The sequence below is a fragment of the Spirillospora sp. NPDC048823 genome, from assembly GCF_043198445.1.
Classification (GTDB): domain Bacteria; phylum Actinomycetota; class Actinomycetes; order Streptosporangiales; family Streptosporangiaceae; genus Spirillospora.
Map to the genome: position 1 here is coordinate 127397 of NZ_JBICUT010000014.1, position 17888 is coordinate 145284.

Sequence of the window (17888 nt, forward strand, 5' to 3'; positions counted from 1 at the left end):
CCGGGCGTGCGGCCCCGTTGTCGGCGACGGCTGCGATGCTGACCGACATGAGCCCCTGGAACCTCCTCATACTCGATAAGGCGTTGCGCGCCAGTTGGGCCCCGGATACCTGTTCTCCAGACGATCTCGCTCGCGGTGGCTGGCAGCCCGACAACCCCGCGCGGGGCCACTGCGACATCACAGCCCTGATCGTCAATGACATCTTCGGTGGTGACCTAGTGGTGGGCCAGGTCCACGCTGACGGGGAACAGCACGGCTTTCACTGGTGGAACCGCCTGCCGAGCGGCGCCGAACTCGACCTGACGCGCGAGCAGTTCCAGCATGGTCAGACAGTGACCGATGCCCGTATCGTTCAGCGTCCACCAGGGCCATTGCGTCGACGCCATGGGGAGTACCTGATCCTGCGCGAGCGACTCGTCAAGTACCTTGGTTACCTCCCGGGGCCTGCCATGTGACCGAGCGTAGGCATCCCGTTGCACTCGCATCGCATTGGTCAACATGCCGCCTGCCGGACAGCGGAAGCCGACCCGATCCCCTCGGCACATCGCGGCCGGTAAACCGCTTGGGCTACCTCGTGGATGGCGTCCGACAGGCTCCGATCAGCTACCTCTTGACGCCTGATCGAGGTTCGGCGAAAACGGTTTGGCCGCGCCGTGAGGCTTGCAGCGTGAGGCGGACTCGTTCGGCGACGGCGGGATGAAGCCACTCGTCCAGGGACGCCTGATCACACCATTGAAAGCCGATGATCTCGTGCCCGTCCGTCCTCACGCCTGCTGCTTGCTGGAGCGTGAGTCTGGCCGCGTAGTACATCAGGAGGCGGTCGCCGGCGTGCGGCGCCCACGCGATGACCGAGGGTGCGGGAGGTAGCCGGGGCGAGATGGCCAGCTCCTCCCGCACCTCGCGGGCGACTCCGACGGATGGCAGTTCGCCCTCGTGGACGAATCCGCCGGGCAGGTGCCATCTCTTCTTGTAGATGGGGTTGACCAGCAGGACGAGCCCGCGAGAGTCGGTCAGTACGGCATGAGCTGCCGTCTGCGGAGCCGCGATGTTCGTTGACACCTGGGTTCAGTGCAGGCGGGTGCCAGCGATGATGCTTCGGGCGTTCTTGCGGGTGAGGCTCGCGGCGACGAAGGCGCCCAGCTCGTAGGCGTGCTCGGGCGTATCCCACTCGTGGGCGTAGGCGAACGTCGCGCCGTCGCGGCTGAACACCATGCCGATGAGGCTGAGCTGGCCGTCGTCGGTGGTGTGGCAGTGTCCCGCGATCGGGCTGTTGCAGTGCCCTTGGAGTGCGTGCAGCATCGTCCGTTCGGCGAGGATGTGGGTTCGGGTCTCGGCGTCGTCGATGACTTGGAGGAGTTCCACTATCCCTTCGTCGGCCTTGCGGCACTGGACGCCGACGACTCCGGCGCCGATCGCGGGGCACATCTCGTCCAGGCTGAGAAGCTGCGAGATGCGGTGCTCCATGCCGACCTTGGCCAGGCCGCCGCCCGCCAGGACCAGGGCCTCCACCTCCCGTTCTTCGTCGAGGCGGGTGAGGCGCGGGACGACGTTGCCGCGGAACCGCTGAACGTTCAGGTCGGGCCGCGTGCGCAGGAGTTGGGCTTTACGCCGGACGGCGGACGTTCCGATGCGCGCGCCCGGCGGGAGGTCGCTGATGGTGGCGTACTTCGAGCCGTCCGGAAAGACGACGGCGTCGCGGACGTCGTCGCGCTGGAGGTAGGCGGCGAAGACGAACTCCTTGGGCAGAGGGACGTCGCCAGGAACGTCCTTCATACAGTGCACGGCCGCGTCGATCTGGCCCATCATCAGGGCTCTGTCGATCTCCTTCATGAACAGGCCTTTGCCGCCCAGCTCCGACAGGTCGCCCTTGTATCGGTCCGCCGAGGTCTCGATGGGGACGTACTCGATTTCCAGGTTGGGCACGACGGCCGCCAGGGTGTCGATGACGCGACGGGCGTAGGCGCGGGCGAGGTGGCTGGTGCGTCCACCGAGCCGCAGTGCTCGCTCGGGCAGCGCGTTCTCGAAGTACGCGGCGGCGGGAGAGAGGGGACTGCTCGAACCCATGGGAACGATGGTCATGTCAGTGTCTTCCGGGGTGTCGGGACAGTGGACGACGCCTCACCGAGCGTAGCGGCGAGGGTGAGAGCGGCATGGCTGACCACCCGCGATGCCCCTGCGCGTAGGAGCATGGCGTACTCCTCGGCCAGCAGTTCGGGCGCAAGGGTGGTGCATTCTCCGGAGACGGAGAAAGGCAGTAGCGGCACGCCGGCTCGGGCGTGTAGGGCGCAGAGGATGTCGGTGGAGAACAGGGCGGGCTCGATCAGCAGTGAGTCAGCGCCCTCGGACAGCATCATGAGTCCCCGCTCGACTGCCGTGGCGGTGTGGCCCGAGGCGGGGAGCTGGAACGGCCGGTTCCGGGAGTGGATACTCATTGCGGCCCGATAGCCGCCGTAGAGGCGCGAGTTCACGATCAGGTGCGGCATGATGCGGACCCGGTGGAATCCGGCGGAGTTCAGGGCACTCCGGCACGCCGCGATCGAGCCGGGGATCATCGCGGCGGGGCCGATCACGTCGGCCCCTGCCTTGGCTTGGGCTACGGCCTGGTGCGCCAGCGCCGCAATGGTCGCCGTTTGGTCGGGCTGTCCGTTGCGCGTGGTGAGATGGCAATCGCCGCTGGACAGGTAGCCGCACAGGCAGGTCTCCGTCATCACCTGCACACCGACGCGCGTCGACTTGATGGCGCGGATCGCACGCGTCATCACCGAGCCGTCCGTCGTGCCCCGTGTCCCCGAGGCGTCATGCCGATCGGTGGCGAAGACCTTCATAGCGGTGATGCCCGCCTCGTGGGTGCGTGCCGTCACCCGAGGCAGTTGGTCCAAGGTGTAGGTAGGGACCGGACTGGGCGGACGACTGGTGTCTCTTCCGTCTTCCCGGACAAGCACGACCATGACGAGACGATCCGCCGAGAGCCGAGGGCGAGAGTCTTTGACCACGTGCGACCTCGCTTTCTAAAGGAGTTGCTAAAGGAGCGGACGGAAACCGGTGAGAGCGGAGGCGCTCGCCTGGCATCTGGATGGGTCCTGGGACCGCCCGGTCATCGGCGGCCCAGGACCCGCGCCTCGCAGCGCCTCCCTCCCCGCGCTGCGAGCCGTGACCTCTACGACAATCGGGAGCGATGGGGGATCGGGTCCACGCCCAGGGTGCGTATTTGGGCCTGCAACAACTCGTGCCGGACGGAGCCGGTCTGCTCGGGCTCCACGCGCGGTTTCGGGCTTTGCCCGCTTGCCCCGGTCGACTGCCGCACGAGCGTGACATGCTCGTCCACGATCTCTTCCAGTTCCAGACGGACTTGTCGTTGGCACTGATCGATCGTTCGGCGGAACATCCCGTGCATGGTCATCGCCTCGTCCCATGCCTTCGCGACGACGCCGAGGGCCGCTGCGATCGCCTCGTCAGCGGGGCGGCGCTTCATGCTCGCCAACTCCGCTGTTGCGTGCTCCTCCACGTAGACCGTCATCAGCCCGACGCGCAGGTAAGGGATGCCATGCTCGAGCAGCCGGTCGGCGAAGAGAGTGGAGATCAGCGCGCCCATGGCTTCCGGCCGGGCCCCGTACCCCATCGGCCCGATCGTGGCCATCAGGGCCCTCCCACCGTGCGCAGCGCCGCCTTCACCTGGACCATGGCCTCGGTCGGGTTGTCGGCCTCGCACAGCCAAACGCCGCCGCCCCAGCTGAACCACCAACGGTCACCGTCGCTCGCGCGGCGTCGACACTCGATCGCGACCCCACGTGAGGCTGCATCCTTGGTGACGCGTAGGCGCTGCTCACTGAGCGTCTCGGGCGAGAGCTTCTGCCCGCGCAGCAAGTTTGCGAGTGTGGCCAGGAACGCCGCGCTCTCCGCACCGTCTCGGCTGAGGGTGTCCGTCTGCTGGGCGCCGGTGTTCGTGGAGCCGTCCGGCAGGTCGTCGTCACGCTCGTCATGCAGACGGGAGGTGAGGTAGCGGCGCAGGGCCCGCAGACTCGGCGGGCCGTTGGTTCCCAGCTTGGCGACGATCTCCAGTTCCGGTTTGAGGTACCGCCGCGGCGATCGCTCGGAGTCCTGGGCAACCGATATGAGGCCCTCTTCCTCCCAGCGCACGAGTACACCGGACCTGAGCCCGGTGATGACGAACGCCTCGCGCACGGCGATCCACGGGCCGTCGGCGATGGTCATGCCGTTGAGCTCGGCGACCTTGCCGACGTGTTTGCGGGGGTAGTCCGATACCACCAAGGTCATGCCGCTGCTGCCTCTTCCATCTTGGTCCTGATCAGGTGGGCCGTCACCTTCGTGTCGTTCGCCGGCCGGATGGACTCGCCCGTGCGGGTGTCGTAGAACCACCACGCCCCGTCGCGGCAGTAGCGGCACCCGACCGTGACGGCCCGTCCGGGCACGCCCAACGGGATCACGTTGAGGACCACGTATCCCTGCGCGTCGGTGAAGACCGTGACGACGCCCTCCACGTGGGCGAATGACTTCGAGAGCTGCGCCAGGAAGGTGACTCGCTCGCGCTGGGGGATCAGGGGGGTGGGGCTGCTCGTCTGACTCGGCTCCGGACGTTGGGGGACGTAGCGTGCTCCGGAAGGCCGCACGTGTGCTCCCACGGCTCACACTCCGGGGGAGCGGCCGTCGTCGTCCGCGCCTCGGTATCCGTGAATGATCTTCATGAGCGTCTTCTTTCGTGCATGGGGCGTTTGTTCTCTGCGGTGGCGAAGCGCGGAGCGGGCGCCCTGACCGGCTCGCCGAGATCACGGATTGTCGCGAACTACCTCCGTGCTGACTCCGAGTAGAGCACTATGAAAACCGGCACTGCAAGGCTTCAGGATGATTCTCCGCGCCAAATTTCCGCAGGTCGGAGGCTCATTGCGAATCGTGCGGGGGGATGCTTTCATTTCGAGTGAAAGACCGCCCCGGGATGGAGGTGAAGTGGATGATGGAAGCCGCGACGGGATCGACCGTCCCCAGGAGGCAGCTTGGCCGGTACCTCCGCGAACTTCGGACAAACGCGCGTCTAACTGTGCAGGCCGCCGCGAAAGCGCTCGAATGGTCCGAGGCGAAGATGTGGCGGATCGAGACCGGGCAAACGTCCCTGCGGTCTCACGATGTCGAGACCATGTGCCGCGTCTACGGGGCACCCGACGAGCTGAAAGTGGCCCTGATGGGCCTCGCCAAGGAAACCAAGGGAAAGGGGTGGTGGCACGCCTACGGCGACGTCATTCCGGACGGCTTCGACCTGTTCATCGGCCTGGAAGAAGCGGCACGCAGCCGAGAGGAGTACTCCCCCGAGCTGATCCCCGGACTGCTCCAGACCCCCGACTACCTTCACGCGCTCTTCCGAAAGAACCGGCCCGATCTCCAGGCCGAGGAGGTCGAACGACGGGTCCAACTGCGAGTACAACGGCAGGCCCTGGTCACGCGGGTCACAGCACCCCCCGAGCTGAAGGTCGTTCTGAACGAGGCCGTAGTCCGCAGGGTCGTTGGTGGCCCAGCGGTCATGGCGGCCCAGCTCGACCGGCTTGCGGAGGCCAACGAACGTCCCAATGTCTCCATCCGCGTCCTGTCGTTCGCGGAGGGCGCCCATCGAGGGCTCGATACCGGACCCTTCATCATCCTGAGATTCCCGACCAACGGAGCCGGGCGCGATCACGAACCGCCCACGGTGTATGTGCAAGGCTTCACCGGGGCTCTGTATCTGGACAAACCCCGCGAGATCGACCGCTACGCCGAGGCGTTCGCGGTCATCTGGGACAACGCTCTGTCTCCGGAGGACAGCGCGGCGTTGTTCCGGCAGACAGCAAGGGAGATGAACAGACCGTGAGTGCTGACTTCGGTGCGGCCAAGTGGCGCAAGAGCAGTCGCAGCAACACCGAGCAGGAGTGTGTGGAGGTCGCACGTGTGTGGGCCACCATCGGCATCCGCGACAGCAAGAACCCTGAAGGCGGCCACCTCGCTCTCGACCGTCCCACGTTCACTAGTCTCGTTAACCAGGTGAAAGCCGGCGACCTGGACCTGTAACCGAACTACTGGTCGGCTCTCGACGTGAGCCGGTCACTGTCGGCAACATCATGCGTTCTCCAAGGCATGGCTTCGTCCGTCTGTGGTGCGGTTGAGGAGGCGATGAGACGCAAGCGGGCCCGGGTAGGCGGATCGCCACCCGGGGCCAGTGCGCGCCGTCCGGTGGCCGGGACGCCAGTCGGATTCCGCTTTCGTCCCGCAAGGCCCAGACTACCTATATGAAGTGCATTCGACTACAATCACGGCGTCTCTTTGTCTATCATCGGCCTACTCGAGAACCTATGCAAGCCCTTTTCTGTTTCCATTTTTATTCTGTTTAGTCTTGACAGTAGAGCCTGCTCCTCGTTGGACAGATAGTCACCTGTGTCGATTTGTTTATGCAGGTCATCGATGTTCTTTGACAGGATATCCAAGCAGATGTGGGCTGCCGCTTCGAAGCCTTCGGTAAATGTATTATCGTCGTGGCGGTCGAGGGCTTCTCCAAAAAGGTTTTGTAGCCGGTACATGGCATCCTGCATGATCTTATTCGCGCTCGACATGTCACCCCGTCATAATCGTGGTCGATGATAAAATTGATTAATGCTACCACTTATTGAGGTTAGGGAAGGGCTGCGAGGGCGGGTCACTCCCTTGCTTGAGGGTCATGGCTGTGGCTCTGAAGGGTACTCGCTCGTCAGGGCTTCTTCATGTCAATCAGGTCCGAGAGACACGCCCATAGCCGGCCTGAAGTAGACAACTTCAATCACCGCGGCGCTGAACATTGAGCAGAGGACGTGTGGTGCCGATCCAGTCGGGGCGGTGGTAGGTCTCTACGCCGATGGCTGGGTGGCAGGTGGAGCAGCGAGCGGCGATCATTTGGCCGTGGCCGATGACCAGGCCGACGTGGCCAGGGTTGTTGGTGGAGGTGCCGGGACCGGAATTGAAGAAGACGAGGTCACCGGGTTGGGCTTGGTCGTTGGGTACGCGGACGCCGAAGGGCCATTGGGTGAAAGTGGTGCGTGGGATGGTGAGGCCGGCGGCTGCGTAGGCGGCTTGGACGAGGCTTGAGCAGTCCCAGGCGTCGGGGCCGGTGGCGCCGAAGACGTAGGGCTTGCCGCGTTGGGCCATAGCGAAGGCGATGATCTTCGCGATGGTCTCGTTAGGTGCGGTGATGGCGGCGGCTTCGGCGCACTTGGCTGGAGGTGTGACCTCGGTCGGGGTGGCCCTACCGGTGGGCGCCTTCTTGTAGGTGCGGGCGCGGTTGAGAACGTTCTCGACGTAGGTAGTGCTGTGGTTGTAGGCGAAGAGTGCGGCGCGCATCTTGGGCGGTGCGCCGTTGTGGCGGAGGTAGTTTGCTGCGGCGGGGATGGCGTCGGCTGGGTCGTGGCGGTCTTTCTTGCCGTCGTGGTTGCCGTCGACGCTGTAGCTGGCCCAGGTGCCGGAAAGGAACTGCATGGGACCGCCAGCTCCGGCGTGGTTTTCGCCCGACTGGACACCTGGGGCCTTGGACCGTCCGTGATCTGACTCGATGGATCCGACGGCGGCGAGGATCTCCCAGGGGATGCCGTAGTCGGTCGCGGCTTTGCGGTAGAGGGCGAGGTACGCGGCGGGGATTCCGGCGACTGGCGGTGCAGTGGTCTGCTGTCGGCATGCGTCGGGTGGGGACGTCGAGCCGGTGACGGCACCGATAAGGACGACCGCAAGGACGACGAGAGCGACCAGGAGCGCGATTACCGGCAACCAGTGCCCTCCGTCCTACTGGGGACATTGACGGGCCGTGGCGGCGCTGCGGTGGCCAGGTCGGTCAATCGGCGGCGGGGGCCGTCCTGCCCTGCGGGTAGCCATACGGGTCCGGCGGGGCCGCCGGTGGCGGTGTCGGCGGGCGTGTGGACGGCTGTGGCGACCGGGACCGCTGGTGTGCCCAGCAGGCCGCGCAGGTGCGTTTCGCGGCGCGTATTGGGCAGCCAGAACAGGACTGGCGTGGTGATTCCGGTGGCTTCGGTGAGGGCCTCGTAACCGCTGAGCTTCGCGGCGACTTTGGCGAGGGTGACGCTGCCGGTGTCGTGCTCGAGGAAGAAGTCGACCGTCGCCAGCCTTTGGGAACCGGGGGCGGCTTCGGTCCATCGACCGTAGGCGTCGGGGCGGGCGAGGTCTCCCCATAGGTGGGCGCAGCGGCGCTCGGGCCACCATTTATCGAGGTGGGCGTCGGGTGTGCGGCGGGCGTAAGCGTGGAGTTGGGTGAAGAACTCGTTTACGCCGACCTGGTGGGCGAGGTGCCGGGAATGGCTGATCTGAAGTGCGGTGGTGCGGCGATAGCCGAGGCCGGACAGGTTGGTGTCGCGATGGGCGGCCAGGTGCTGGGCGCCCAAGGGGCCGAGAACCCAGTGGTAGGGCGCTGCTCCGACGGGAACCCAGGGCTGGAAGCGTTCGAGGGCCTTGAGGCGGAAGAGTTGCAGGAGCCGGTCACGGGCCTTGCCCGGCGTGGTGAAGAAGATGGCGGCGAGCTGGTGCGTGGTGAGGACGCGATGTTCCCAGACCAGCTCCAAGATCGCCTGGTCGCGGTCGGTGAGACGCGCGCGGAGTTCGAGGAACAGTTCGGGTGTCGCTCGTCTTGGCGTGCTGGCCGTCCGGCGCTGACGGATCGTCTTCTTCACTGGGAGTGGTTCCCTTCGGCGGTTGGGCTCTCGGCGCGCGGGTCGGACGGCGGCCCGCCTTTTCCAATCGCGGGCTTGGTCGTTGTCACACGTGGTGCGAAGCGTTGGCGGGAGGCCGCGCGAATGTGGTCGGCGCGTCCAGGGATCGGGTCGCGGAGTGGGCGCGTGCGGAAGGTGAACGCCTGGGTCGGCTGGCCGGCGGTGACGAGGCGTCCGGCGGCTTGGTAGGCGCCCAGGTGGGCGAGGTCGTGCGCGGACAGGACGGGGCCGGCGTGTCGGGCGAGGTCGTTCGCGTCTTCAGGCGAGGCGGCGAAATAGATCTTGTTGCGGGCGTCGGCGGAGACCGCATCACGCAGGTCCTTGGGCAGTTGGGACAGGTGCTGATGGACCAGGACGAGCGAGAGCCGATAGCCGCGGGCCTCGGCCAAGATGTCGGACACCGAGCCGGGCAGGTTGAGAAAGTTGTGACACTCGTCGATGTAGGCGGCCGAGTCCGGGCGCTCGTCCTCAGGAAGGTCGGCGCGGCGGGTGACGCCTTGCCAGGTGTGCGCCAGCAGAAGTGACCCCATGAGGCGGGCGGCGTCCTCGCCGAGCACGCCTTTGGGGAGGCGGGCCAGGACGAGGCCGCCGTGGTCGAGATGCTGGGCCAGGTCGACGGTGGATCCGGTCGCAGACAGGGCTTGGTGGACGAATGGGCGAAGCAGGACGGCGCGGAGCTTGTTCATCACAGGGCCGATCGTGGCGGCCCTTCCGGCCGGTGACAGCTCGTCGTAACCGGCCCAGAAGCCGCGTAGAAGATCGTCGGAGAGCCGTCCGACCACGCGGGCACGAAAAGCTGAATCGGTGAGGAGCTGCGGTACCTGGGCGAGGGTCGCTCGGGAACCGTGAGCCCGCATGAGGCTCAAGCAAGCCGACCGCAGCAAGTCGTCCAGGCGCGGCCCCCAAGACGAACGAAAGCAGCGATGAAAGATCGACACCACCGAGTCCACCGCGAACGCCGGATCGGGGCCGGACAGGATCCCGACCGAGGGCGGCGGTCCAGGGTCTGACGGGTCGAACACCACCGTCCGCCCTGCCATGCGGCTCGGAAGCCGGTCCAGCACGTCGGCGATCAAGTCGCCCTTGGGGTCGATGACCAGCGCGCCGCGGCCCTCGCGAGCATCGCCCAGGATGAGTGAGGCGAGCAGGGTGGACTTGCCGACGCCGGTCTGTCCGAGGACGTGGACGTGTTGGCGTGCCCCGACGACCGGCATCGCAACGGGGCGGTCGTGGCCCGCGTCGGCGTCTCCCAGCACCCGTGCGGCCCCGTGCGCGGTGTCGGGGCCGGTGGGCACGTCCGGGGACGGGGCGACCGGTCGGGCACCGGCGCGCGTGATCGCGGGTGCGTCCGGATCGAGTGGCAGGTGGGCGAGTGCGGCCAGTTCGGCGGCGCCCAGCAGATAGCCGCGCCCCAAACGGTGCCCGGCCAAGGCGAGTGCCGGGTCTCGGAGCTTGCGGCGGCGTAGGTGCTGGTGGCCGGAGGCGTACAGCGCGGCGACCGAGGCTAGGGCGTGGGCGCGTCCGCGCAGCCACTTGTCGACGTTGGTGGCGTGAGGCATGGCGACGGCGTAACGGATGTCAACCTCGAACCGTGGCTGCGTCGCCTTGGCCAGGATCGCGCGGACCTGCTCAGCCCGTTCCGGGTGAACCCCTGCATGAGCGGCACCGGTTGGGTAGCTGGAGTGACCGGTGCGTGTCCCGGGTGTGAGCAGGTCGAAAAAGAAGCCTCGCGATGTGGCCGGGTTCCCGCCTTTGAGCCTGGACGCGACGCGGTGGGCGCGCGCAAGACGTCGGCCCGTCACGGGGCGGGCGAGGATCTGGACGGCGGCGCATTGGCCCTGGTCGAGTCCGGAAACCGCGCCGAGGAGTGAGCGGACCGGGTCGGCGTGGTGATCGGTCTTCAGCGGATAGGAGTCCTCGCGCGCTAGCACGAGACGGCCTCCGGCCGCCGGGATGGACGGCGGGATGGGCGGAGCGGAAGCACGGGTCGTGGTGGTAGCGCCTGGCCAAGCAGCCCGGATCGTCTCCTCGACCATCCCGGGCGGCACCGTCCCGGGCACCCAGATCTGTACTCGGACCCCGGCTGCGCTGGCGATGTACTCAAACGCCAAGTACGGCTGCCCGAAGATCCAGCGCTTCCATGCCGGGGCGAGCAGGCCGGTCTGGTGGGCCCACCATGCGGGCGCACTGGCCGGATCGACTTGGGGCGGTACGGACACGGTGATCAGGCGGGCGTCGCGTGCCAACCGTTGTGTCTGCCAGCGCCTCAGGGTTGCCCGCGCGATTTTGAAGGCGAGGACGGCGAGGCCGGTCGCGAGAGCGGCTGTCGGCCCGTAGTGGGCGACCAGTACGGGAATGCGTTCGGCCTGGTCGAAGATGCGCGTCCACTCGGGGGCATCGCTGGTCGAGGTCACAGCGGGTCGGTCTCCTGGCCGTCGCTGCCCAGCAGTTCGGCGGGATCGGTGGTGATCACCTTGTGTTCGGCGGGTGAGGAGATGGCGGCGAAGGCTGCCCGGTCGCCGGCGTTTCCGCCGCACAAGAGGCCCTCGCCCCTTTCGGCCGATAGCAAGAACGCTCGTTCGCCTTCGGACAGGCCGAACGCGTCGCCGACGGCGGTGATGGCCTGGGGCGCCTGGCGGAGCAGGATCTGGGTCGCGGAGTTGGCGACGACGGCGCGGCCGAGGTCGGAGGCCAGCAGGTCGGCGGCGTCCTGGGTGACGACCGTCAGCCCGGCCCAGTGCTTTCGGGCGGACTTGGCGAGCCGGTACAGAAAGCGGGCGCCCTCGGCCTCCTTCATCAACATCCACGCCTCGTCGACGATCACGAGGCGGGGGCGGCGGTCGGCAGGATTGGCGACCTTGCGCCAGATGGCGTCCAGCGCGAGCAGGACCCCGACGGACTTGACCTCCTCGGGCAGATCCCGCAGGGAGAACACCACCAGATGCCCATCCGGACGGGTCGTCGTGGCCTGCGCGAACAGCTCCTTGTAGGACCCGACGACGTACGGCGCAAGACGTTCGGCGATCGCCTCGCCCTCAGGATGGGAACTGATCGCGAGTTGTTCGACCAAGTCGGCCAGCAGCGGCGCCGGACGGGTCCAGGTGACGGGCGCGGAGTTGATGCCCTTCGCGGCATAGGCGGCCAGGACGGCGCGGTCGAGGACGGGACGCGCAGCGGGCGTCAAGGCCTCGCCGAGCATCGCGGCGACGAGCGTCTGGGTGAACAGGGCCCGGCGGATCAACGTGTCATCGCCCTGGTCGGTGGGCAGGTCGAACGGGTTGAACGCCACGCCCTTGGCACCGAGGCCCAGATGGGTGCCGCCCGTCGTCTCGGCCAGGGCCCGGTACTCGTCCTCCGGATCGATCACCGACACCTCGACGCCGTGATACAGCAGCCGCAGCGCTTCGAGCTTGGTGAAGTAGCTCTTGCCCGCACCGGACCGCGCCAGGACGACGGAGTTGTGGTTGTCCTGCGCGAACCGGTCCCACACCACGACACCGGAACTGGCGACGTTCACCCCGTACAGCACCTCATTGGAACCGGTCGGCGCGTTCAGGTCCGGGGACGCGAACGGGAACGACGCAGCAAGCGCGCTGGTGTCAAAGGTGCGGCGCTGCCGGATCGCGTCCGTTCCGAGCGGGAGCGTCGACACCCAGCCCTGCATGGCACGGAACGTGGTCGGCTGCGCGTCCAGCAGAAGGGACGCGGCCAGGGCGCGGACCTGCTGAACCTCGCCGTCCAATTCCTCGGCTCCCCAGGCGTGCACGGTGAGGTAGAGGCCGACGCGAAACAGGCGGCCGTCTCCGCGCGCCAGCGACGAAGCCAGATCGGCCGCATCGTCGGCGGCGGCCTCGACACTGAAGTCAGCAAGCCGGCCCGCCTCGGCGTTCGCGCGCGCACCGGACTCCAGCCGGGCGAGCTGCCGCCGGAGCCGCTGCGCGGCGACCATCGGCGGGATCGGCTCCACGTGCAGGGAGACGTCCAGACGCCCGGGATAGGTGAGCAGCGGCTCCAACCAGCCCGCGCCGACCTCGCGCGGATACCCGGTGACGGCGAAAGACGCGCAGCAGCCGTCCGGCAGCTCCAGGGATGAGGCGTTCACACGGAGTGCGGCGGGCGCGAGCAGATCACCCAGCCCCGCGCTCGTACCCAGGGCGTCTCCTTCGGTTGATGCGGGTGGGGTGACGGCGGCACGAATGAGTGCGGGCAGCTTCACCGGATCACCACCTGGGCGGCCGGCTGGCCGCTGGCTCGCACGATCGCGGCCAGAACGTGGGTGAGGTTCTCCCGGTCGAGGCTGCTCAGCGCCGAGGCGGGGAATGCGCCGCCGGTGGCCAGCGCGGCGGCTACCTGGAGGACGGCGGCCTCGCCCGCCGAGCACACCAGGCGCCCACACGCCAGCGCCGTGGTGGCCCGGTCCCACTTCACCCAGGCGAGGCTCTCTCCGTGGGCACCCGGGTCGGTGTCACGCTCGATGAACTGCGAACGGAAATCGGCACGTGTCAGCCAGAACCGGTGGATGATCAGCAGTTCGACCGCCGCGAGTTCCCCGCAGGTGCCTTGCGCGTAGCGGCGAAGCCCCTCGGCGAGCTCGTTGGCCGCCGGTCGCTGCGAACGCCGATGGGTGTGCATCATTCCGAGGCTCCTTCGATGGTGTGGGCAGTGACGGGCTGATCCAGGTCGGCGGGCGGAGCAGGCCGCTGGGAGCCGGGCGAGAACGCGTCCGACAGCACGCGGACGCAGGCGTCGGCGTCCAGGACCTCGGCCGTGACGCCGAACCCGGTCAGCGTCCGGACAGCTTCAACGGCGCGGCGGGTGACGACTGCGGCGCTCGCCTGGCGCGTGCGTCCTCGACGTCCCGTACCAGGGGCGGGCTGGTCGCGGACGACGACGAGCACTTCACGCACGAGCAGCGTGCGTGAGTCGCCCAGTTCGTCGAGGTAGGCGGCGTGGTCTTCGGCCGCTTGCCGCAACGCCGAGTGCGGCAGGTCGGGGGCGGATTCGGCCACCCGGGTGGCGAGGTCGGATAGGTCGACCGGTCGGGCCTGAATCAGAATCTGCACGGGGGCCTCAAGCGAGTTGAGCCATCGTCCGAAGAACCCGACCAGCGCGGCCTGCTCGGCGGCCGTGCGCAGCCCGAACGAGATCGTCCCCGCTCGCACCAGCGCAGCCGTCCCCTCACCGCCCAGGTCCATGACGCCGTCTTGGCGGACGGCACGGACCGGGAACCGCAGGGCGCCCGGCAATTCGCCTCGCACCCTGCACCAGGCCGGAGCCCGCGGAACCGGTTCGGGTGCCGCGACGAGCGTGCGCCGTCGGCGAAGGTGGGACAGCGCAGCGAGAACGTACCGGTCCAGGCCCATGCCGTCGCGCCGGCCGAGCGCCATCGCGCATCCCGCCGTCATCAGCGGGAAGCACAATCCGGCCGTGACCGCGACTGGCAGCAACGGCGAGACGGCGACGAACACCGACGCCGAGGTCACCGCGGTTGCGGCGAGGACGACGAGCTGACGCGCGGTGAGCCCGTACATGATCTTGTCTGGCTGCTCGACGTCGGCCGGGATGCGTGCCGACAGCGGCTCGTGATCGTCTTTCACCGGTTCCTCCTGCCGTGACGCCGGTAGCGGGGTGGGTCGAGCCGCACGAACCTGCGCGGTGCTGGACGACGCGGGGCCTCGGCCCGCCGGTAAGGGCGGGTCGGTGGCTGCGTCGGGATGCGCGGGTGCGGCCGGGCCGGACCACCCGCGCCCGTCCGGCCCGGGACGGGCGGGACGGGCGGCCGGTGCGGTGCGCCCCTGGGTCCCGCGCCGTGTCCGGCGCGGTGGTGGGCGCCGGTGCTCCCGTGCGCGGTGCTACGGGCCGCGTTCGCCGGGCCGGGGCGGGGACCGTGCCGCCGGTCGGGGCCGCGCGGTTCGCGGCATCGGGGGCCATGACCGGGCCCGCGATCGGGGCGCGGTGCCGGGCCGCCGTGCGGGCCACCGGACGGCCCACCACGGGGCCTGTTCGGGCCGTTCCGCCGTCGGTGTCCGCCACCGGGGCCGGAGCGGGTGCGTCCGGCGTTCGCGGTTGCCGCGCGTGCTCCACGGCCGACCCGCGCCGCCTTCCCGACAGCGCCCAGCACCGCGCCGACTCCCTTGTAGACGACGAAGGTCCGTACGAGCTGCGAGAGGATGCGCGGCTGGGCGGGCTGCCAGACGGTGCGCGCTACCCAGCGGGGGATGCAGATCAGGATGTACAGCAGCGCGATCACGAGCAGTAGGTCGATCAGCTCGGCCTGCTCGGTGGGGACACCGTAGAAGGTGTGGTTGTTGTCGTTGTGCTGTGACAGCAGCAGCCGCAGCGCGGTGATGAACACGAACGACTGGCAGACCTGGATCGCCAGGGCGCCGGTGATCCCGCGCCACCACAGCCGGGCGAGGCCATCGGTGAGCGGCAGCGCGTGGAACATCAGCGCGATCGGCGCGACGCCGATCAAAATCATGATGATCGCCAGCCGCATCACGTAGATGAAGGCGAGGATGCAGGCCAGGACGACGACCACGAGCGTGACGAGGACGAAAAAGATGCCCGCGGTGTTGACGGACGCGCCGACACCCTCGGCGAAGATGCGTCCGGCCTCGTCCGGGTCGATCTGGTCGGCGCCGCTCATGAGAATCGAGCGGGCGAGCCCGTTGGCGAGCTGGATGCCGTACCCGATCACGATGAGGCTGATGTTCATCGCGACGAATGAGGCCACCAGGCGCACGATCGCCTGCCCGGGGCCGGCGACGCCGGAGAAGGTCTGACCTGCCATCAGCAGCACGCCGGCGACCAGTACCAGGAGCACGAAGCAGGTATTGGCGATCACGCGGGACGTCGCCCAGATCTCCTCGGCCTGATTCATCGGCGCCGATCCGATCTCAGGCGTACCGAGCTGGGTGCTTGCGAGGAACCCCAGCACCGGCTTGAGGGCGCTTTTGGCCAGCGACCGGAACCAGCCGGTGATCGCTTCCTTGGTGTGGCAGCCCATGTCCACCCAGCCGCAGTCGTCCTCTTCCTCCTGAGCGTCTCCGGAGTCGCCGTCGTCCCCAGGGTCGAATGGGGCAACGGCGGACACCGCGCTCACGTGTTTAGGCGAAGGAGTGTCAGCGGTGGCGTGCAAGACCAGACTCAACACCGACGCACCCGCCAAAAGCCCAGCGGCGATCAGGCCGCACCTTCGCCGAGCCGTGCGGATCCAGGTCCACATGGTCAGGGCCCAACGATGTACTTGAGGATCTGTACCAGTACCGGGGCGAGCGCGGCGATGCCGTAGCCGATGGCGGCATTGCGCAGCGTGCGTTTCCCCGCCTCGGCCTCGCCGGGGTCGCCACCGGCCAGCAGATAGCGGACTCCACCGATCGTGGCGAACAGCGTGGCCAGCGCGACCAGCAGACCGACAATGACATTGCGCAGGTTGGAGATGACCTCCTGAAGACGGGCATTGTCCGGCGGAGCGGAAATGACGTGCGCCTCGGCCGCTGAGGCCAGTGTCGCGGCGATCACCAGGCCGCACACCAGAATGCCCACGCACCACAGCACAACCGCGGCGGCGAGACGACCACGGCTCACTTCAGGCCGGCGAGACGGAAGAAGATCGGACAGCGGACGGATGCTCAACGGGCAGCCCTCCAGGCATGTGCTGAGGCAGCGAGCGGGAATGGCGGTTACGGCCATCGGATGGAAAGTGAGAAACCACGGGGTGAAGACGGGCCGGGCCTTGCGGGTGTCCTCCTTCGGCAAGGGCACTCGGCGAACGGCCTGACGGATGGGGACCGGGTGACCATCCGGCCCGAGCCCGTCTTCAACCCCGGGTTTCTTTCACTAAGTAACTGGACCGCTCACACCCCGGTTTTGGACATCAGCGATGCGAAGTCGTCCCGCAGGCCCCCGTCGCGCATCGCGGCGACGAGACGCTTCTCGGCGCGGCTGCGGCGCTTCACCAGCGCCGCGTAAGACATCCCGATCCGGTCGCCGAGGGCGCCCAAGTTCACGCCCTCCAGTCGGGTCAAAGTGATGATCTCGGCCTCGAACGAGGTGATGACGTCCTGCCGGACGGCCGACTCCAGGAGCAGGTCCACGTGCCCCTCCGACGTGTCGGCGGGGTTGACCCGCGCCAGCGTGCAGGGGTCCACCGGGATCACCTGCGCGTGCCAGTGGTAGGCGCGCTGGACGGCCTTGGCCGACCGCCCCACCAGCCGCTGCGAGATCCGGGGCTGCTCCAAGTCGATCTCGTGTAGCGCCTCGCAGAACGCCGACAGCAGGTCCCCGGCCACCCGCGAGGTGCCGGCCCCCGGGTCGCCCTCCAGACCGCGCAGCCTGGTCCGCACGATCCCCTTCAGCCCGGGGAGCGCGACCCCGACGCATCCCATGACCCAGGACGAGCCCTGGTGGCGGGCGCGCAGCACCAGCTCCCTCCAGACGGCGTCACGGGCCTGCTGCCCGGTGGACGGGTGCAGCAGGATCGCCCGGACCTCGTCCAGCGCGATCACGCGGGCGGGCAGCCCGTGCCCGAGCGCCGCGCCGTCCACCGACAGCGGAGCCGGGCTGCGCGTCAGCAGATCGAACGTCGTCTCGGCGACGTCCAGGACGTGCCCGATCTCGGCACCGGAGCGGCGGGTTGGGCGGTCGGAGCGGTCGGCCGGACGGGCGGCGGTGACGGTGCTGGTCGTGGTCATGGGAACCCCCGAGAGGTCGGTGAAGCGGTCACCGACATCTCGGCAGAGCCCATGTGCAGATCATGAGCAGATGATCAGCAAGCACCCTCGACCCGATGTGCTCATGATCTGCTCAAAATCGCTGTGACCTGCGAAAACGTGATCTGCTGATCGTGTGCACATGCTGTCAGCGCCGTGAGGTCAAGCGCGCACATGTGTTGAGATTGCCGCTGACCAGCATGAACACCTGCACAGCAGAGCGCCGCACCAAGAAGGATCAAAACTCCGAGGCGAGCCGTTGCGACGCCGCTGCATGCGCAGAAAGTGAGAGGTCGCCTGCCGCCATAGCGGCTCGTCGGCAGCGGAGGTGCCGACAGTGGAGAGCGATGCGGAGCGGGCGAACTGCCCTGCTTCTGGACATGCGTGCCGTTAGCCGCATCTCCTATCAATTGCACGGGCGCGATCCGGGAAGCGAGGCGGGGGTACATAG

19 protein-coding genes are annotated in these 17888 nt (G+C 68.0%); 3 read left to right on the top strand and 16 right to left on the bottom strand.

Annotated features, from left to right (window positions below):
- A partial coding sequence (locus ACGFK0_RS28105) for a hypothetical protein (protein ID WP_392910040.1) occupies window positions 1-455 on the top strand: 455 nt, incomplete at its 5' end.
- A gap of 148 nt (window positions 456-603) precedes the next feature.
- Here ACGFK0_RS28105 and ACGFK0_RS28110 read toward each other — a convergent pair.
- The 6 genes from ACGFK0_RS28110 to ACGFK0_RS28135 form a co-directional block, all read right to left on the bottom strand.
- Window positions 604-1059: an NUDIX domain-containing protein gene (locus ACGFK0_RS28110; RefSeq protein WP_392910042.1), complete on the bottom strand. Its 456-nt coding sequence runs from the start codon at window positions 1057-1059 to the stop codon at window positions 604-606.
- 6 nt (window positions 1060-1065) lie between these two features.
- A complete protein-coding gene (gene hemC / locus ACGFK0_RS28115; RefSeq protein ID WP_392910044.1) occupies window positions 1066-2079 on the bottom strand; it encodes a hydroxymethylbilane synthase in 1014 nt (337 codons plus the stop codon).
- Window positions 2076-2993 (bottom strand): hypothetical protein, encoded by a 918-nt coding sequence (locus ACGFK0_RS28120; protein ID WP_392910046.1) that lies wholly within the window; start codon window positions 2991-2993, stop codon window positions 2076-2078. The genes hemC and ACGFK0_RS28120 overlap by 4 nt, the downstream gene beginning before the upstream one ends.
- A gap of 164 nt (window positions 2994-3157) precedes the next feature.
- Window positions 3158-3637 (bottom strand): hypothetical protein, encoded by a 480-nt coding sequence (locus ACGFK0_RS28125; RefSeq protein WP_392910048.1) that lies wholly within the window; start codon window positions 3635-3637, stop codon window positions 3158-3160.
- Complete coding sequence (locus ACGFK0_RS28130; RefSeq protein WP_392910050.1) at window positions 3637-4275, bottom strand: hypothetical protein; 639 nt, start codon at window positions 4273-4275, stop codon at window positions 3637-3639. The genes ACGFK0_RS28125 and ACGFK0_RS28130 overlap by 1 nt, the downstream gene beginning before the upstream one ends.
- Window positions 4272-4628: a hypothetical protein gene (locus ACGFK0_RS28135; protein WP_392910053.1), complete on the bottom strand. Its 357-nt coding sequence runs from the start codon at window positions 4626-4628 to the stop codon at window positions 4272-4274. The genes ACGFK0_RS28130 and ACGFK0_RS28135 overlap by 4 nt, the downstream gene beginning before the upstream one ends.
- Before the next feature lie 323 nt (window positions 4629-4951).
- Between ACGFK0_RS28135 and ACGFK0_RS28140 the strand changes: the two genes are divergently transcribed.
- Both ACGFK0_RS28140 and ACGFK0_RS28145 read left to right on the top strand, forming a co-directional pair.
- A complete protein-coding gene (locus ACGFK0_RS28140; RefSeq protein WP_392910055.1) occupies window positions 4952-5854 on the top strand; it encodes a helix-turn-helix domain-containing protein in 903 nt (300 codons plus the stop codon).
- The gene (locus tag ACGFK0_RS28145; protein WP_392910057.1) at window positions 5851-6051 is read left to right on the top strand and encodes a DUF397 domain-containing protein; all 201 of its coding nucleotides are present in this window, start codon (window positions 5851-5853) and stop codon (window positions 6049-6051) included. The genes ACGFK0_RS28140 and ACGFK0_RS28145 overlap by 4 nt, the downstream gene beginning before the upstream one ends.
- A 239-nt stretch (window positions 6052-6290) precedes the next feature.
- On the opposite strand, the gene ACGFK0_RS28150 is transcribed toward ACGFK0_RS28145, so the two are convergent.
- The 10 genes from ACGFK0_RS28150 to ACGFK0_RS28195 form a co-directional block, all read right to left on the bottom strand.
- Complete coding sequence (locus tag ACGFK0_RS28150) at window positions 6291-6569, bottom strand: hypothetical protein (RefSeq protein ID WP_392910059.1); 279 nt, start codon at window positions 6567-6569, stop codon at window positions 6291-6293.
- 220 nt (window positions 6570-6789) lie between these two features.
- Window positions 6790-7770: an NlpC/P60 family protein gene (locus ACGFK0_RS28155; RefSeq protein WP_392910061.1), complete on the bottom strand. Its 981-nt coding sequence runs from the start codon at window positions 7768-7770 to the stop codon at window positions 6790-6792.
- A complete protein-coding gene (locus tag ACGFK0_RS28160) occupies window positions 7761-8684 on the bottom strand; it encodes a replication-relaxation family protein (protein WP_392910063.1) in 924 nt (307 codons plus the stop codon). The genes ACGFK0_RS28155 and ACGFK0_RS28160 overlap by 10 nt, the downstream gene beginning before the upstream one ends.
- Window positions 8681-11137: a type IV secretory system conjugative DNA transfer family protein gene (locus ACGFK0_RS28165; RefSeq protein WP_392910065.1), complete on the bottom strand. Its 2457-nt coding sequence runs from the start codon at window positions 11135-11137 to the stop codon at window positions 8681-8683. Before ACGFK0_RS28165 ends, ACGFK0_RS28160 begins: the two co-directional genes overlap by 4 nt.
- Complete coding sequence (locus ACGFK0_RS28170; protein ID WP_392910067.1) at window positions 11134-12939, bottom strand: VirB4 family type IV secretion system protein; 1806 nt, start codon at window positions 12937-12939, stop codon at window positions 11134-11136. The genes ACGFK0_RS28165 and ACGFK0_RS28170 overlap by 4 nt, the downstream gene beginning before the upstream one ends.
- Window positions 12936-13358, bottom strand: a complete 423-nt coding sequence (locus tag ACGFK0_RS28175; RefSeq protein WP_392910069.1) for a hypothetical protein — start codon at window positions 13356-13358, stop codon at window positions 12936-12938. The genes ACGFK0_RS28170 and ACGFK0_RS28175 overlap by 4 nt, the downstream gene beginning before the upstream one ends.
- Window positions 13355-14320 (bottom strand): PrgI family protein, encoded by a 966-nt coding sequence (locus tag ACGFK0_RS28180; protein WP_392910071.1) that lies wholly within the window; start codon window positions 14318-14320, stop codon window positions 13355-13357. The genes ACGFK0_RS28175 and ACGFK0_RS28180 overlap by 4 nt, the downstream gene beginning before the upstream one ends.
- Complete coding sequence (locus tag ACGFK0_RS28185) at window positions 14317-15828, bottom strand: hypothetical protein (protein ID WP_392910073.1); 1512 nt, start codon at window positions 15826-15828, stop codon at window positions 14317-14319. Before ACGFK0_RS28185 ends, ACGFK0_RS28180 begins: the two co-directional genes overlap by 4 nt.
- Window positions 15829-15953: 125 nt before the next feature.
- Window positions 15954-16484, bottom strand: a complete 531-nt coding sequence (locus ACGFK0_RS28190) for a pilin (RefSeq protein WP_392910075.1) — start codon at window positions 16482-16484, stop codon at window positions 15954-15956.
- Window positions 16485-16582: 98 nt separating this feature from the next.
- Window positions 16583-17419, bottom strand: coding sequence for a hypothetical protein (locus tag ACGFK0_RS28195; protein WP_392910077.1), 837 nt, complete (start codon window positions 17417-17419; stop codon window positions 16583-16585).
- Between the last annotated feature and the right edge of the window lie 469 nt (window positions 17420-17888).

Coding starts and splice junctions, on each gene's coding strand:
- ACGFK0_RS28125 (WP_392910048.1), bottom strand. CDS start 3,637: ATGGCCACGATCGGGCCGATGGGGTACGGGGCCCGGCCGGAAGCCATG.
- ACGFK0_RS28150 (WP_392910059.1), bottom strand. CDS start 6,569: ATGCAGGATGCCATGTACCGGCTACAAAACCTTTTTGGAGAAGCCCTC.
- ACGFK0_RS28130 (WP_392910050.1), bottom strand. CDS start 4,275: ATGACCTTGGTGGTATCGGACTACCCCCGCAAACACGTCGGCAAGGTC.
- ACGFK0_RS28175 (WP_392910069.1), bottom strand. CDS start 13,358: ATGATGCACACCCATCGGCGTTCGCAGCGACCGGCGGCCAACGAGCTC.
- ACGFK0_RS28195 (WP_392910077.1), bottom strand. CDS start 17,419: ATGACCACGACCAGCACCGTCACCGCCGCCCGTCCGGCCGACCGCTCC.
- ACGFK0_RS28140 (WP_392910055.1), top strand. CDS start 4,952: ATGGAGGTGAAGTGGATGATGGAAGCCGCGACGGGATCGACCGTCCCC.
- hemC (WP_392910044.1), bottom strand. CDS start 2,079: ATGACCATCGTTCCCATGGGTTCGAGCAGTCCCCTCTCTCCCGCCGCC.